The organism is Halorubrum coriense DSM 10284 (assembly GCF_000337035.1).
In the GTDB taxonomy this organism is placed as follows: Archaea; Halobacteriota; Halobacteria; order Halobacteriales; family Haloferacaceae; genus Halorubrum; species Halorubrum coriense.
Genome location: NZ_AOJL01000044.1, coordinates 41,170 through 57,213, shown reverse-complemented (window position 1 = coordinate 57,213; position 16,044 = coordinate 41,170). Strand labels below are relative to the sequence as shown.

The 16,044-nt window shown below is 70.2% G+C and carries 15 protein-coding genes; 11 read left to right on the top strand and 4 right to left on the bottom strand.

All coding sequences use genetic code 11. From position 1 onward, the window contains the following. Nucleotides 1–178: 178 nt before the first annotated feature. The gene (locus tag C464_RS11165) at nt 179–877 is read right to left on the bottom strand and encodes a DUF1405 domain-containing protein (protein ID WP_049911090.1); all 699 of its coding nucleotides are present in this window, start codon (nt 875–877) and stop codon (nt 179–181) included. A gap of 107 nt (nt 878–984) precedes the next feature. On the opposite strand from C464_RS11165, the gene C464_RS11160 reads away from it, so the two are divergent. The 7 genes from C464_RS11160 to C464_RS11130 are packed head-to-tail and all read left to right on the top strand — an operon-like array spanning nt 985 to nt 10,261. Next, a complete protein-coding gene (locus tag C464_RS11160) occupies nt 985–4,842 on the top strand; it encodes an ATPase, T2SS/T4P/T4SS family (RefSeq protein ID WP_006113805.1) in 3,858 nt (1,285 codons plus the stop codon). Between the two features lie 27 nt (nt 4,843–4,869). Next, nucleotides 4,870–6,906 carry a type II secretion system F family protein gene (locus C464_RS11155; RefSeq protein WP_006113804.1) on the top strand — a complete coding sequence of 679 codons (2,037 nt, stop codon included), beginning with the start codon at nt 4,870–4,872 and terminating at the stop codon, nt 6,904–6,906. Next, nucleotides 6,896–7,423: a DUF7287 family protein gene (locus C464_RS11150; RefSeq protein ID WP_006113803.1), complete on the top strand. Its 528-nt coding sequence runs from the start codon at nt 6,896–6,898 to the stop codon at nt 7,421–7,423. The genes C464_RS11155 and C464_RS11150 overlap by 11 nt, the downstream gene beginning before the upstream one ends. A gap of 1 nt (nt 7,424) precedes the next feature. Then, nucleotides 7,425–8,036: a DUF7288 family protein gene (locus tag C464_RS11145; protein WP_006113802.1), complete on the top strand. Its 612-nt coding sequence runs from the start codon at nt 7,425–7,427 to the stop codon at nt 8,034–8,036. After that, on the top strand, nt 8,024–9,013 hold the full coding sequence (locus tag C464_RS11140; protein ID WP_049911089.1) for a DUF7261 family protein: 990 nt from the start codon (nt 8,024–8,026) through the stop codon (nt 9,011–9,013). The genes C464_RS11145 and C464_RS11140 overlap by 13 nt, the downstream gene beginning before the upstream one ends. Further along, nucleotides 9,006–9,491, top strand: coding sequence for a DUF7266 family protein (locus C464_RS11135; protein ID WP_006113800.1), 486 nt, complete (start codon nt 9,006–9,008; stop codon nt 9,489–9,491). The genes C464_RS11140 and C464_RS11135 overlap by 8 nt, the downstream gene beginning before the upstream one ends. Then, complete coding sequence (locus C464_RS11130; protein WP_006113799.1) at nt 9,488–10,261, top strand: DUF7289 family protein; 774 nt, start codon at nt 9,488–9,490, stop codon at nt 10,259–10,261. The genes C464_RS11135 and C464_RS11130 overlap by 4 nt, the downstream gene beginning before the upstream one ends. Before the next feature lie 61 nt (nt 10,262–10,322). On the opposite strand, the gene C464_RS11125 is transcribed toward C464_RS11130, so the two are convergent. After that, entirely contained in the window at nt 10,323–12,146 is a 1,824-nt protein-coding gene (locus C464_RS11125) for a DUF7289 family protein (RefSeq protein WP_006113798.1), read from the bottom strand. A gap of 147 nt (nt 12,147–12,293) precedes the next feature. Here C464_RS11125 and C464_RS11120 point away from each other — a divergent pair, with 147 nt between their 5' ends. From C464_RS11120 to C464_RS11110, 3 genes are all read left to right on the top strand, one after another. Next, nucleotides 12,294–13,091: an alanyl-tRNA editing protein gene (locus C464_RS11120; protein ID WP_006113797.1), complete on the top strand. Its 798-nt coding sequence runs from the start codon at nt 12,294–12,296 to the stop codon at nt 13,089–13,091. 84 nt (nt 13,092–13,175) lie between these two features. Next, complete coding sequence (locus tag C464_RS11115) at nt 13,176–13,496, top strand: transcription factor S (protein ID WP_049911088.1); 321 nt, start codon at nt 13,176–13,178, stop codon at nt 13,494–13,496. Between the two features lie 68 nt (nt 13,497–13,564). Further along, nucleotides 13,565–14,095, top strand: a complete 531-nt coding sequence (locus C464_RS11110; protein WP_006113795.1) for a DUF6517 family protein — start codon at nt 13,565–13,567, stop codon at nt 14,093–14,095. 43 nt (nt 14,096–14,138) lie between these two features. Here the strand turns inward: C464_RS11110 and C464_RS11105 are convergent, their stop codons facing one another. Both C464_RS11105 and C464_RS11100 read right to left on the bottom strand, forming a co-directional pair. Then, nucleotides 14,139–14,711: a DUF7332 family protein gene (locus C464_RS11105; RefSeq protein WP_006113794.1), complete on the bottom strand. Its 573-nt coding sequence runs from the start codon at nt 14,709–14,711 to the stop codon at nt 14,139–14,141. A gap of 46 nt (nt 14,712–14,757) precedes the next feature. Beyond that, on the bottom strand, nt 14,758–15,138 hold the full coding sequence (locus C464_RS11100) for a methylglyoxal synthase (RefSeq protein ID WP_006113793.1): 381 nt from the start codon (nt 15,136–15,138) through the stop codon (nt 14,758–14,760). Nucleotides 15,139–15,276: 138 nt separating this feature from the next. On the opposite strand from C464_RS11100, the gene C464_RS11095 reads away from it, so the two are divergent. Next, nucleotides 15,277–16,029 carry a type IV pilin gene (locus tag C464_RS11095; protein ID WP_006113792.1) on the top strand — a complete coding sequence of 251 codons (753 nt, stop codon included), beginning with the start codon at nt 15,277–15,279 and terminating at the stop codon, nt 16,027–16,029. The last annotated feature ends 15 nt before the right edge of the window (nt 16,030–16,044 follow it).

Below are 16,044 nucleotides of genomic sequence, written 5' to 3'. Positions count from 1 at the left end.
CGGGCGCGACTGGCTCCACGCTCGCTCACTNGGTTCGAATCCCGTCGCGCCCGTGACTTCGCTCCGCTCCGTCACGGGCGCGACTGGCTCCACGCTCGCTCACTGCGTTCGCTCGCGTAGATCCCGCCGCGCCCTCGTATATCGATGTGAACTCTCCCCGGGACCGTTCGAACGCGTCTCAGTCCGACCCTTCGCCCAGCCGGCGGAACGACCGCGACGCGAGCGCGACCGCGCCGACCGCTATCGCGAGCGTCGCGGCGGCGAGTCCGAGACCGGGCTCGTACAGCAGCGGCGGGTGGTAGCCGACCCAGTAGTCGACGACGGCGTTCACGACGCCGAGCCCCAGCGCGGTCGCGAGCGCGCCGCGGGTCGTGCGACCGAACGCGGGAAACAGGAGCGCGAGCCCGACGAACAGCAGGTGCGTCCCGATCACGCCCCAGTAGTAGATCCAGGCGTCCGGCGCGGCGACGTACTCGCCGAACGCGAGGTTCAGCGAGACGAGCGGCCAGAGGCCGAACTGGACCAGCCAGACGAACGCGAGCGTGTGGAGGTACGCCAACCCCCGCGATGTCGGCGCGTCGGCGGTGACGTCGCCGCCGCGTCGCACGGTCGCGACGACGCTCGCGAGGACGCCCCCGCCGAGCGCGACCGCGACCGCCGAATCGGCGTACAGCGGCCAGAGGGCGACCGGCACCTCGTCCGCGGTCGGCGCGTAGTAGCCGAGCCCTACGGCGAACATGAACGCCGTGAACGCGCAGACGACGGCGAGGCTCCGCGGCGTCCCGAGCAGCTCCTCGGCCACCGCCGCGCGGACCCGTCGCCTGATCGCGGGTCGCCGGAGTCGCCGGAGCCGTCGAAGTCGATCGGCGGGTGACACGGTCGACCGTCGGTGCGCGGGGACCTAAAATCCGCCCGTCGCACGCCATTATCAATCGCGGTGTTTTGCGAGACACCTTTTTCAACGGATACGGCGTTCTCGCGATTATGGACAGTGAGGACGCAGAGCGGCCCGCCCCCCGATCCGGTCCCGAGGGCGCTCGCTCGGCGTCCGACGCGGGCGGATCCGGGGACGAGGACGCCGACCCGGACGCGGTAGCGGCGGACGCGACGGGTACAGACGCGGTGGAGACGGACGCAGGGGTGGCCGAATCCGAGGAGGAAGGCACCGAGCCGGACGCGACGAACGGGGGCCCTTCGGCCGTCACCGACAGGTACACGTGGCGGTCGCTGCTCGCGGATCGGGGGCACGAGGCGGCCGCAGAGCGCGTCTACGCCGACGTGCCGGACGTGCCGGCGGTCCCCGCCGACGCCGTCGCGCTCCACCGCCCGAACGGCGTCGGCGATGTCGTCCGGGCCGCCGGCGTCGACGAGCCCTTCGAGGCGGACGGCGAGACCGCGGTCCCCGGTCACGGGACTCCGGAGCGAGGCACGCTCGTGGTCGCTCCCGACGCCGTCGTCCTCGACGGGAAGGCCGTCGTCCCGACCGGGGAGCGGCGAGCGGCGTCCCCGGCGGCCGACGGTCCCGAAGACGACGGCTCCGAGGAAGACACCGAAGCCGGGGCCGAAGCGGACGCGGACCCCGAAACCGACAGCGACGCGGACGCGGACCCCACCGAAGGCACGGTGACGGAAGGATCGGTGAGCGACGCTGCGGAGCCGGACGCGGACGAGACCGCGGAGACGGACGGCGATGACGCGGACGGAGACGACGCTGACGAGCGCGCGGACGCGACGCCCCCCGACGGTGACGCGGCGGCCGGTGACGACGTCGGCCGAAGCCGTGAACGCGACTCCGAGGGGGCCGAACCCGTCGACGCGGCCCCGGACACCGTCTTCGACGAGCCGGTCGGTCGCGGCGGCGTCTCCGGCGTCGTCGTCGTCGCGTCCGCGGACGGCGTCGAGTCTGTTCCGTCCCGCCCGCCCACGTCGGAGGAGTGGGACCGGGTCGAGTTCGATCCGGCGGCGCTGCTCGGGTTCGACCCGAGCGAGACGGACTACCGCTTCCGCGCCGCCGCGGCGGTCGGCGACGCCCTCTGGGACCTGTGCGCGGCCCGGTACGACCCCTACTCGGTCCCCGTGTTGAAGGGGTACTACACGTGGGACGACTACCGCGAGGAGTTCTTCCTCGACGAGGAGGGGAACCCGCCGACCGAGGAGAACGAGGAGGGAGAGGCGGTGCCCCTGGAGTTCACCCACGAGGACAAGACCGAGGCGCTCGGCTTCGACCCGGACCGAACGGCGGAGCTGCTCGGCGCGGGCGGCGAGACCGCGTCCGACCTCGCCGACCTCGTCGACGAGCGCACCGTCGACGTCAACCCGGAGATTGACGAGGACGCCTTCTTCTCGACGTCGGAGGGCCGCACCACGCTGACGAACCGGTACGACCTGGAGAAGGCGGTGCCGATGCCGAAGAAGACGCACTTCCGCGAGGAGGAGCGCTACTGGGTGAACAAGCCGTACGCGTTCGTCATCGTCTTCCGGTCGCGGAAGGAGAACGAGGCGAAGTACTACGCCGTCCAGCCGTACCGCACCGAGATCGAGACGGACCTCACGGCGTTCCTCACCGGCAAGCTCCGGACCTCGATCAAGTACACCGACGAGTCGATCGCGGGCGGCGACGAGGCGTTCCGCGAGGAGGTGATAGTCGACGAGGCGCGCTCGCTGCTCGACCGGTACGGGCTCTACGAGGACGACGCCGACGAGCGCGGGATCGCGGACGCGCTCGTCGACCGGTTCGGGGTCGACCCGACCGAGGGGATCGCGGGCCGGATCGCGGAGTCGCTCGGGTACGAGCCCCCGGTCGAATCGCCGTCCGACCCGCCGGAGATCAGCGCTCGGCCCGAACCCGCGGTGCTCGCGGAGGACGCGCGAACCCTGTCCGATCATCAGGTCGAGAAGCTGCTGTACTACCTCAAGCGCGACTTCGTCGGGTACGAGCGGATCGACCCGATCAAGTACGACATCAACGTCGAGGACATCTCCTGTGACGGATACAACTCCCCCGTCTTCGTCTACCACTCCGAGTACGAGCAGATCATCTCGAACATCCGCCACGGCACCGACGAGCTGGACGACTTCGTCGTGAAGCTCGCGCAGCGCTCCGGGAAGGGGATCTCGAAGCGCAGGCCGCAGGTGGACGCCACCCTCCCGGACGGCTCGCGGGCCCAGCTCACGCTCGGCCGCGAGGTGTCCGACCACGGGACCAACTACACGATCCGCCAGTTCAACGACGTGCCGTTCACGCCGATCGATCTCATCAACTGGAAGACGTTCTCGCTCGACGAGATGGCCTTCCTCTGGCTCTCCATCGAGAACCACAAGAGCCTGATCTTCGCCGGCGGCACCGCCTCCGGGAAGACGACGAGCCTCAACGCCGTCTCCCTGTTCATCCCCTCGAACGCGAAGATCGTCTCCATCGAGGACACCCGCGAGGTGGAGCTCCCCCAGCGAAACTGGATCGCCTCCGTCACGCGCCCCTCCTTCTCCGACGACGACAAGGGCGACATCGACGAGTTCGACCTGCTGGAGGCCGCGCTCCGCCAGCGCCCGGACTACATCGTGATGGGCGAGATCCGCGGCGAGGAGGGCCGAACCGCCTTCCAGGTGATGTCGACCGGCCACACCACTTACACCACGTTCCACGCCGACTCCGTCGGCGAGGTGCTCAAGCGGTTCACCACCGACCCGATCAACGTCTCGAAGACGATGTTCACGGCGCTCGATCTGGTCTCCATCCAGACCTCCACCCGCGTCCAGGGGAAGAAGGTGCGCCGGAACAAGTCGATCACCGAGATCAACCACTACGACGCCGAGAACGACGAGATCAACGTCCAAGACGTGTTCCAGTGGCAGGCCGAGACGGACGAGTTCCTCCAGATGGGCGACTCGAACACCCTCGAAGACATCATGTTCGACCGCGGCTGGAGTCGGGCGACGCTCGACGAGGAACTCCGCAAGCGGCGGGTCGTGCTGGCGTACCTCATCGACCGCGGGCTCAACAGCTACGCGCAGGTGGCGGCGACGTTCCAGGCGTTCATCAACGACCCGGAGACGGTGCTGGCGCTGATGGCTAACGACGAACTGGAGCGCTCGCTGGAGGACCTCCGCGAGATGGAGTCCGTACTGATCAACGTCGACCGCGAGAAGGAGGAGCTGGTCCCCCGTCCGACGCCCGACGACGACGGCGAAACGGAGGCCGCCGAGATACTCGACGCGGCCGAGGACCTGTTCGAGACGTACCGCGGCGAGGTCCCCGACTCCGTCGCGGACGCCCTCTTGGAGATGGACCACGCCGCCGACGTCGAGGCCGCGCCGACGGCCGACCGCGAGGCGCTCGCCGAGACGGCGCGCGAGGCGGACGCGGCCTACGAGACCCCAATCGGTCCGGAACCCGCGCCGGACGCGAGCGACCCGGTCGAGCCGGGGTCGACGCGACGGCCCGGGGACGACTCGCCGCCTCCGAGCGCTTCGGCGGCCGCCTCCGACGGCGACTTCGAGGGCGTCCCCGAGGCGGCCGGCGACGGCTCCGGCGAGCCGAGCGACATCGACTTCGGGGAGCCGTTCGACGAGGGCGTCGACGTCCTCTCGTCGCCCGCGGAGTCAGGGCGAGACGCGCGACCCGACCCGGACGCGTCGGCCGACGTGAGCGAGGGGTTCAGCCCCGCGGAGCCCGTGTCGAGCGAGATCGACGAGCCCGAGCGCGAGGCGACCGACAGCGAAGGCGGCGAATCGGTGGGTGACGGCGACGGGGAGGACGCGACCCAGAGCGACGACGACGGCGAATCGGGCGACGACATCGACGACTGGGGGTTCGGCACGGTCGAGCCCGCGGAGGACGGGTGACGCCATGTCCGGCGTGAGGGCCGAGGCGTGAGCCTCGACGTGGACGCGGGCGACGGCGGCGTCGACGCGAACGTCCTCGCGGAGCTGTGTTACCCGGTGTTCGAGCTGCTGTTCGACGACGACGGGGACTTCGTCGGGGACGTCGAGCGCAAGCTGGCGGAGGCGCGGATGCCCGATCAGGTCGAGATGTACGTCTCGCTGGCGCTGGCGGTCGGTCTCCTCGTCGGCGGGGCGCTCTGGGCGTTCGGCACGCTGGTCGGCTACGGCGCGTTCTCGCTCGGCCTCATCGACCCGGAGGCGCTCTCGCTCGGGGCCCCCGCGCCGACGCCGGAGATCCGGACGCTGCTCCGGTCGCTCGTCGTGCCGACGGCGGTGCTGCTCAGCGGGCTCGTCTTCGGCTCGATCGGGTTCGCGGTCGGGTTCGGCGGCGTCGTCGCAGTCCCGTACTCGCGCGCCTCCTCGCGGAAGCGGGAGATCAACCTCCTGCTCGCGGACTCCGTCTCGTTCATGTACGCCCTCTCCGTCGGCGGGCTCAATCAGCTCGAGATCCTGCGCGCGATGGCGACCGCCGAAGACACGTACGGCGAGGTGTCCCGCGAGTTCCAGAGCATCGTCAACGAGACGGAGTACTTCGGCACCGACTACCGCAACGCGATCCGCCAACAGTCGATGGAGACGCCCTCCGACGAGCTCTCGCAGTTCCTCGCGGACATGCTCTCCATCGTCAACTCCGGCGGCGACATGGAGGGATTCCTGAAAGACAAGAAGGAGAAACACCTCCGCACGTCGAAACAGGAGCGCGAGATGACGCTGGAGACGCTGGAGCTGTTCGGCGAGATGTACATGACGCTCTCGCTGTTCCCGCTCCTCCTCATCATCATCCTCGTCATCATGGGGATGATGGGGGAGGCCGACGACCGCCTGCTGTACGTCACGGTGTACCTGCTCATCCCGCTCGTGGGCGTCGGCTTCCTCGTGTTGGTCTCGACGGTCAAGCAGGACGACCCCGGCGACGGCTACCTCCAGCCCGACGGCGGCAGCGAGCGGCTCCGGCAGACGAGCCGGGAGGGACTGCTCCACTTCGGGCTCGTGGAGGCCTTCGTCGGGAGCTTCGGCGTCTTCGACCGCATCCGCGACCGCGAGGGGACGCACAAGACGATGGAGATCCTCTCCGCGCCGCACCTCTTCCTCCGCGAGAACCCGCTGTACACCCTCGCGTTGAGCGTCCCCGCGGCGCTCGCGCTCGTCGGCATCGCGGTCGCGTCCGGCTCGGCTCCGACGACGGTCGACGGCTGGATCGCGCGCCCGGTGTGGTCGGCGTTCGTGTGGCTCTACGTGCCCGCCTACGTCGTGATGATCCCGCTCGGCGTCTTCTACGAGTGGCACCAGCGCTCGCGGCGCGCGGTGACCGGGAAGCTCTCGGAGACGCTGCGGAAGCTCTCGTCGGCGAACGACACCGGACAGACGCTGCTCGAATCCGTGCGCACGGTCTCGGCGACGTCGACCGGGAAGCTCGCGGAGGAGTTCGAGGTGATCCACGCGAAGGTGAACTACGGGATGAGCCTGCGCGACGCGCTGGTGGAGTTCAACAACTCCTACGCGGTCCCGCGGCTCGCCCGGACGGTGAAGCTGATCACCGAGGCGCAGGAGGCCTCCTCGCAGATCACGGACGTGCTGACGACGGCCGCGCAGGCCTCGGAGAACCAAGACGACATCGAGCGCGAGCGCAAGTCCCGCACCCGGATGCAGGTGGCGATCATCGTGATGACGTACGTGACGCTGCTCGGCGTGATGGCCATCCTCCAGACGCAGTTCATCGACGTGATGGGCGATCTGGTCGCACAGAGCGAGGGCGGCGGGAGCGCCGGCGGGGCGGGGTTCGGCGGCGGCGGCAGCATCGACCCCGAGGTCCTCTCGCTCCTGTTCTTCCACGCGGTGACGATACAGGCGATCCTCTCGGGGTTCATCAGCGGCTACATCCGCGACGCGGAGCTGATCTCCGGCGTCAAGTACGCCGTGATCCTGATGACGCTGGCGCTGGGGGTGTGGATCTATGTCGGCTGACCGCGGGCAGACGGTCCTCGACTTCGTCGTCGGGATGTCGGTGTTCCTCGTCGCGGTCGGGTTCACCTTCGCGTTCGTCCCGTCGCTTCTGGAGCCGTACGCGGTCGGCGAGGGCGCGACCGTTATCGTCGCCGAGCGCGGTGCCGCGCGGCTCGCGGAGTCGTCGCTCGCCGGGAGCGGGTCGGCCGCGACGCTGTCGCACGCTTGTACGCTCGCGTTCTTCAACGGGACGGACCCGGAGACGGCGAGCGACGAGTCGGACTGCGCCTGGACGGCGAACGCCGACGACCTCCACGCGGAACTCGGGGTCGACGACGTCCGCGGACTCAACCTCACCGTCACGCAGGGGGGGACTCTCGCGACGCTCGACGCCGGAGGCACCGCGGTCGCCATGCGGGCCGGGCCCGCGCCGCCGCGCGACCGGAGCGTCGCGGCCGCGAGCCGCCTCGTCACCGTCGACGACCCCGAGGACAGGGCAGCGCCCGAGACCTACCGGCTCACGCTGCGGGTGTGGTGAGATGTTCGTCGAACACCTCCCCGACGACCGGGGGCAGGCGCACACGCTGGAGGCGTTCACGGCCGCGATGCTCCTCGTCACCGGCCTCATCTTCGCGACGCAGGCGACGGCGGTGACGCCGCTGTCCGCGAGCACGTCGAACCAGCACGTCGAGAACCAGGCCGCGATCGCGGCGCAGGACGTCTTGGCGACGGCGGGCGACAGCGGAGCCCTGTCCGCGGCGCTGTTGTACCACGACGGGGACGGGTTCGTCGGCGCGGGCGACGACGGCACCTACGCGTCGGTCCCGAACGCCACACACCCGCTCCACGCGCCGCTGCGGGAGGCGTTCGGCGACAGACAGATCGCCTTCAATATCGACGTGTACTTCCCGGAAGACGGGGGGAACAGCACCGGCCGCGTCTCGATGGTCGACATGGGGTCGCCGAGCGACAACGCGGCCACGGCGAGCGCGCGGGTGGCGCTGTACGGCGACGATCGGTTCGGGGCGAGCGACGAGTACGCCCTCGCCGAGAACGGCTCCGCGTCGTACTACGCCCCGCCGGTCGACGCGGACCGCGCAGAGGTCCTGTACACGGTCGCGGAGGTGAGGATCACCGCATGGCAGATGTGAGTAGCTTCCCGCGGCGCGGGCGCGACGCCGACGGCGACGGCGAGGACCGCGCGCAGATCATCCTGATCACGGGGCTGACGCTCGCGGTCCTCTTCGTCGCGGTCGTCCTCCTGTTGAACACCGTCATCTACACCGAGAACCTCGCGACCCGCGGCGCCGACGCGGGCGGGGCGGAGGCGATCGAGTTCCGCGACGGCACCGTCGACGACCTCGCCGGGATCTTGGAGCGCGAACACCGGAACGGAACCGCCGACGCGACGGACCCATTCCTCGCGAGTGCGGAGCGGTACGGGCGCACGGTCGCGGACCTCCGGGCGCGCGACGGGGTGGTCGCCGACGTCCGCGTGAACGACTCCACCGTCGAGCCGGGCTATTTCATCGCGCAGAACGAGACCGACGCCGGGTTCCGCGACATGACGGCCCCCGACGGGACGACCGACTGGACCGTCGCGAGCAACGTCACCCGGACGCGGAACTACCGGCTCACCGTCGACAACGCCTCGCTGTCGGACTCGGCGAGCGGTGCGTTCACGGTCGTGGCCGACGGGACCAACGAGACGTGGTCGGTGGCGCTGTTCGACTCGGGCGGCGACCTCAACGTGACGGTCGACAACGGGACGACGGCGGTCACGGAGACGTTCAGACCGCGGCCGGACGGGAACCACACCGTGGACCTCACCGCCGGAACGGTCAACGGAGAGCCGTTCGACGCGCTCGTCTGGGCAGAGGGGGTCCGGACCGAGAGCGGTCCGTTCGAGATCCGGTACGAGAACGGGGGCGAAGCGCGCGGAACGTACAGCCTCGTCGTCGCCGTCGACGACGGTATCGACCGCGACGAGGCCGGGGTTCCGGACGCCTCTTCGCGCCCGTACGCAGTGAAGGGGATCTACAGCGTCGAGGTCGAGATCCTCCACCGGACGCCGGAGCTGACGTACGGCGACGTGGTCCTGCTCGCGCCGGGTGAGCCCGATGCGTGAGGCCCCCGGCGGGACGGACCGCGCCGTGTCGGTAACCGTCGGCTACGTCATGACGCTCGCGATATCGACGCTGCTGCTCTCGGGGTTGTTCGTCGCCGGCGGATCGTTCGTCGAGACGCAGCGCGAGCGCGCGGCCCACGGGGAGCTTACCGTCGTCGGCGAGCGGATCGCGGCCGACCTCGGAACGGTCGACCGGGTGGCGTCGAGCGCCTCCTCGCCGGACGAACTCACCGTCAATCGCTCCCTGACGCTCCCGAACAGGGTCTCCGCGAGCGGCTATCGGATACGCGTCACCGAGAACGGTACGGCGGGGGCGATCGCCTTGGAGAGCGACGCGACCGACGCGAGCGTCGAGGTCCCGTTCCGCACGAGCGGCGACGTCGCAGTCCGGAACGCGACCGTCGACGGCGGCGACCTCCGGATCTGGTGGGACCCGGACGCCGGGACCGACGGCGAAGTGGTGGTGGACGACCGATGAGGCCGCCCGACTCCGACGCCGGACTCCTCTCTGACGACCGCGGCGTCAGCGAGACGATCGGGTTCGTGCTGGTGTTCGCGCTGATCACGTCCACCATCGCCGTGACGTTCACCGTCGGGCTCGGCGGTCTCGAAGACGCCCAGCTCGCGGAGCGCGATAACAACGTCGAGCGCGCGTTCGACGTGCTCCACGACAACCTCAACGACGTCAGCCGCGACGGCGTGCCGAGCCGGGCAACGGAGATCAGTCTCGGCGGGGGCGAGCTCCGGCTCGAACAGGAGTCGACGTTCCGGCTCAACGGGAGCGGGCTGTCCCGCCCGGTCACGGAGACCGGATCGCTCGTGTACCGCGGCGCCGGCGACACGCGCATCGTGTACGAGAACGGGGCCGTCTTCCGGATGGATGGGGACGACGGCGTGATGATCGAAGCGCCCGACCTCCTCGTCGGCGACACCGTCGTCTACTCGCTGTACGGAGTCGGCGGGCCGGCGCAGTCCGCGGGCGGCGAGCGGACCGTCCTCGTCGTCGGGCAGCGGGCCACCCGGGAGACGGCGGTCGACGACCGGACGGCGACCGGGAACGTCACGCTCTCGATCAACTCGACGCGTGCGAGCGCTTGGCGACGATACTACGAAGACCTCGCGTCCGAGCACGACCAGGTCTACGTGTCGACCGGCGGAGGCCCCGACCTCACCGTGACGTTCGACGCCGACCGCTACGACCGGTTCGTCGTCCAGCGGACCGTCACCAGAATCGAGTTCGTCGACTGAGCGCACGGCGAGCGGCCCGCCGCGTCGGTCGGTGTGCGCCTTCGACGGCCCTCGTCGGTCGTCAGTCGGACTCGACGACGACGCCGTGTCTCGAGACGTGGAGGTGGCTCACCACCGGGACCGAGTTCCCCTCGAACGGCTGCTCCGTCTGGAGCGACTCGTCGTAGTGGATGTCGATCTCGGCGTCGTCGAACGAGAAGGTCTCGAACGTGAACGACCCGTATATCTCCATCTCGTCCGCGAGCGAGGCGGCGCTCTGCGGCGCGTAGAACATGCCGGTGAACCGCACGCCGTTCCCCACACCGCCCTCGAATTCGATGGTGTCCGCGCTGGAGTACGTCCAGAGGTTCCCGCTCTTATCCTCGTCTGCGGTCATCGACGCGGCGTCGTCGATGTCGATGTCGCCGGTGTTGTGGACCTCCAAGCGCGTGTCCGCGCCGGTCGTCACCGACGCTGTGCCCGCGAGACTGAGCGAGTCGTCGACGGACAGATCAGCATTTCCGCCGCCGAGAGACCTAATCGTCGCGTTCTCGGTGAGGTTCACTGCCCCCTCCGTGAGGACCTCGACGTCGCCGCCTCCGGAGTCGAGTTCGACGCGGCTCGCGGTCCCCTCGGCGGTCAGCGTGCCGTTGACGTGGAGGGTCGCGCCGTCGGTGACGATCAGCGTCGCCTGGTCTACGAGCGAGACGTCGCCGTCGACGAACGTGTCGTTTCTTATCTCCTCCACGTCGTCACCGGAGAGGTCGAAGCCGCTTCCGCGGTAGTCGCCGTTCGCGGCGAGGTCTCGGTCCCGGACGTCGTCGATCCGCGCCGTGATCGCTCCGTCGACCGCCGGGAGCGAGTCGAACGCCGCTTCGGTCCGGCGGTCGCCGGTGACGTTCAGTTTGTCGGACTGCCCCGACGGGATATTGTACGACTCCGCGATCAGGTCTCCGCGGATCGTTATCGTCTCCGTGTTACCGCCGCCGCCGGCGGTGAGGCGGAACTGGTCTCTGGTCTGGATGACCGCGCCGTCGGACGGCGTCTGGTTGGCGTACGTCTCGTCCGTCGAGTCGTAGCTGTCCGCCTCGAGGCGGTCGACGCCCCCGGTGTCGAACGTCGACCGACCGGTCGCGGAGACGCCGGCGCTGAGCGTCGGGTGAATCGTCTTCGTCCGGAGCCGCACCTCGACGCGCCGGTCCGTCAGGTCCGTCACGCTCGCGCTCGTCCGCGTCTCGAAGAACCGCCCCCACGCGTCCGCGTAGTCGCTCTGGACCGTGATCGTGACGTTGCCGCCGAGGAGCGGGTTCGAGCCGTTCGGCGACGGGAACACCTGCTCCGGCCGCGCTCCGGACCCCGTGATCCGCACCTCGTCGCCGAGCCGCTCGGAACTGTTCTCGATGGTCACGAGCGGGAGCGTGAGCGTCTCGGTGCCGCCGGTCCCGCGGTAGTGGAACTCCGGCGGCGAGACCATCGTCGACCCGCCGCCGGTCGAGCGCCAGACGCCGCCGCCCTGATACGCCACGGTGTCGCCGCCGCGCTCGTAGACGACCGCGCCGAGCGGGACCGTCTCGTTCGTGGCGTTCGGGCTCTCGCTCGTCGTCACCTCGATCCGCATCCAGCCGGCGTCCTCGTCGACGCGGAGATCGGCGTTCCGACGGACGTCCATCCGGACGCGCTGCGCCGGCGACTCCCCGTGCGCGACGAGGCTGGCCTTCGAGTCCACCTGCGTCATCGCCCCCTCGACGCGCTGGAAGTCCGCCGTCCGCTGGGAGTCGTCGAGCGCGGCCCCGCCGAGCGCGACCGTGGTGCCGACGACGGCGACGGTGAGCCCCAACAGCAGCACCGTGCCGAGCACCTCGCTCTGCGCGCGCTCGGACGGAGCTCCGCGCTCACCGCAGTTCATACGGTCCGGTTGCCCGACGGCGCTGATAAACGTGGAGACCCGTCTATCAGTCGCGATAGCCGTAGCTCCGGCGCGACCGCCTCGGAGGGGTCCGGAGCGACCGCGGAGAGCCGTGGATATATCTCCGTGCCGCGCCTTCGCACGGCCGTGACCGAGCGACTCTACCTCACCGACGACGCGGTGACGACCTTCGAGGCCACCGTCGAGCGCGTCCTCTCGGACCCGGACCGGCTCGTCCTCGACCGGACGCACTTCTACCCGACGGGCGGCGGCCAGCCGCACGACACCGGAACGGTCCGCGAGGCCGACGGCGACGCCCGGTGGCGCGTCGTCGACGTCGAGATGGCGGACACGGTCCATCACGCGGTCGAACCGGCCGAGGAGCACGAGGGTACGGGTGACGCGGCCGACGCGTCCGCGCTCCCGGAGCCGGGGACCGAGGTCGTCTGCGAGATCGACGCTGACCGGCGCGCGGCCCACTCGCGGTACCACACCGCCCAGCACCTGCTGTCCGCGCTGCTGCTCGACGAGTTCGACGCGCGGACGACCGGCAATCAGCTCTACCGCGACCGCGCGCGCCTCGACGCGGCCTACGACCGGTTCACCGACGACGATCTCGACCGGATCGAGGCACGGCTCAACGAGCTCGTCGCCGACGGGCGCGCGGTGTCGAGCTACACGATGGACCGTGAGACCGCGGAGGCGACGCTCGACACCGACCGGACGCGGATCGACCTCCTCCCCGACTCGATCGAGGAGCTCCGGATCGTCGAGATCGCGGGCGCTGACGGTGACGACGAGCCGTACGACCGGACCGCCTGCGCCGGGACGCACGTCGCGGACACGGCCGAGATCGGCGAGGTCGTCGTCACCGGTCGGGAGACGAAGGGCCCCGACGAGGAGCGCGTGCGGTTCGCGCTCGCCGAACACCTCGACGACGACTGACGGCGTCGCTCGCGGGTCAGAGCGCGCTTCGCGCCCCTCGCCCGCGATCCCGCCGCTTATATGCGATCCGCGGTAGGTTCGGGCATGAAGTTCTGCGACAAGTGCGGATCCATGATGAAATCCGGCGCGGGCGAAGACCACTGGGTGTGCGACTCCTGCGGCCACGAGATCGGGCGCGAGTCGGACGACAGCGAGTGGACGACCCAGTCGCAGGTCGAGTCCGAAGTCGTCGACGTGAGCGACGCCGAGGACAAGGGGCTCCCGACGACGACCGCCCAGTGCCCGGAGTGCGACAACGACCGCGCGTACTGGTACATGCAGCAGATCCGCTCGGCCGACGAGTCGGAGACCCGCTTTTTCGTCTGTACCGAGTGCGAACACAAGTGGCGCGAAGACGACCACTGACCGGGTCCCTCACGCCGATATCCCTCGCCGCCCGTCCGTTTTATTCCCGTCCGGAGAGATGCGCATCCATGGAGCCACCAACCGTCACCGGCGACCTCGACGGGTGGACGCTCGTCGCGGAGGCGACCGAGCGCTCCTTCGACGCGGGACCGGTCTCGGTCACCGCCGGCACGGCGCGCTACGAGCGCGAGACCCCGCCGCCGCGGCCGTTCTTCTTCGCGAGTCGGCTCCGGATCTCGCCCGACACCGGACCGAACCGGGCGCTCACGCGACTCGTCGAGTCGCGGGCCCGCGAGGGGTTCCGCGAGCGCCTCGCCGAGCGGAACATCGGTGACCTCGAACGCCGCGACGACCGCCGCCTCGACGTCGACGACCCCGGCGCGTCCCGCGCGACGCTCTCGGTGTTCCACGGGCGCTGCGCGGTCGACGGCGAATCGGTCCCGGTGGAGGCGCTGCTCGCGGTGTGGGCGTCCGGCGAGTACCTCCTCGCGGGCGGGGCCTACCCGACCGGTGACGGCTTCGAGGCGACGAGACAGGCGGTGTTGGCGCTGATACGCGGCGTCAGGCCGGCGGGCTCGACCGGCGAGCGGTCGGGCTGAGCGGTCGGAGAGAGCGGTCGTGACGAGCGGTCGCGGCGAGCGGTCAGCAGTCGACCGCGCCGGCGCTCGACCCGATCGGCGAGCCGTCGTCCTCGTAGTCGGCGTCGCCGACCGACCCGGCGAACATCGGGAGCTGTAGCTCGTACGTGTACAGCACGTCGAACGCCGCGAACGGGTCGAAGCCGTTCGCGACCGCCTCACGCCCCGTGAGCCTGACGCCGGCCGCGAGCGTCACGATCGACTCGCCGTCGAGCCGCCCCGCGGTCTCGAGCCCGAACTCGTTGCCGGCCCGAGGGTCGGTCAGCACCGAGAGGTGGATCACCGTGTCCATCGTCGCGCCCCCTTCGTCGCCGCCGATCGAGATGGGGTATCCGCTCCCGGTGAAACACCGGGTGATCGGCGCGACCTCGCTCCGGTTCGCGTCGACGCCGGGGCCGGCGGTAGCGGGACCGGGCGCGGCCCCCGCGACGGACGCGCGGGTCGGCGCGCTCGACCCGTGGGCCGTCGCTCCCGGCGACGCGGCCTGTCCCGCGACCGCGCCGACGCCGACGCTCGCGAGGACGAGCAGCAGCGAGAGGGCGAGGGCGCGGACGCGAGTCCGTTGCGAGCGCGTCATTACCCGTTCTTCGCGCGGTCGGGTTAAATCACCGCTGGTAGCGGTATCAGTCGAGAGAATCGCCGTCGAGCAGTCCGTCGACGAGCAGCTCCGCAGACGCGACGTTCGTCGCCAGCGGCACGTCCTTCACGTCGCAGACCCGGAGCAGCGCCGAGATATCGGGCTCGTGCGCCTGCGCGGTCAGCGGGTCGCGGAGGAAGACGACCCCGTCGATCCGGTCGTCCGCGATCATCCCGCCGATCTGGAGGTCCCCGCCGTACGGCCCCGACGCCTGCCGGTTCACCGACAGGCCGGTCGCCTCGGCGATGCGCTTCCCCGTCGTCCCGGTCGTCACCAGCTCGCACTCGTCGAGGGCGTCGGTGTGTGCCTCCACGAACGCGACCATCTCGTCTTTGAGCTCGTCGTGAGCGATGAGCGCGACGCGCATACGCATCGTTCACGCGTCCGGTATAAGTGTGTACTGACGACCAGTATCTCGAATGATAGGTGGGTCGACACAGCTATCCGGGCGACGGCGAACCGATCGCGATATGATCCGCAGTCACGTCGAGGGGAACGGAGTGCGATGAACGGACGCGACGACCGCGGCGTCTCCACCGTCGTCGCCACCGTCCTCATGGTCGGTATCGCGGTGATACTCTCGGCGAGTATCGGGATCGTCGCCCTCGACCTCGGAGGCACGCTCACGGAGCCGCAGGAGCCGCGCGCGTTCACCGACGCCACGGTGACGCTCGGGCCCGAACACCGGTCTTGGAGCGGTTGGAACGACGGCGTGACGGACGCGCCGCGCGGCGACGTCGACGTCGTCCGGCTGGCGTACGCCGCCGGCCCGACCTTCGAGGGCGACGAGGTGGGGTCGATACTCGTCCGGTGGGAGGGGAGCGACGGGGAGGGAGGTCAGGTCCGATTTCTGAACCCGAACCGCTTCAGCGACGACACCGAGCAGCGGGAGCACCCGGGGGAAGTCGCCGGCGAATTCTGTACGGCCGATTTCGCCGCCGGCGAGGCGCTGACGATTCGGATGGCGCACAACCGGTACCAAGACGGCGGGCAGACGGACCCGCCGTCCGCCGACGGACCGTTCCGGTACGTCGAGTCGAATCAGAACGACGTCTCGCGCAGCGGCGACGAGCCGTTCTTCCGGGTCGAGAACAGGTACCCCGTCGAGTTCAGCGGCGACCGGCCGATGGAACCCGGCGACTCGGTCGAGATCCGGTTCCTCGGGACCGAGGACGAACTGTCGATCACGCGCGTCACGGCGGTCGCGACCGCGGCGACCGGCGATCCGGCCGAACGGAGCAAACCCGGGTGCCCCTGATCCGGGCCCGGCTCG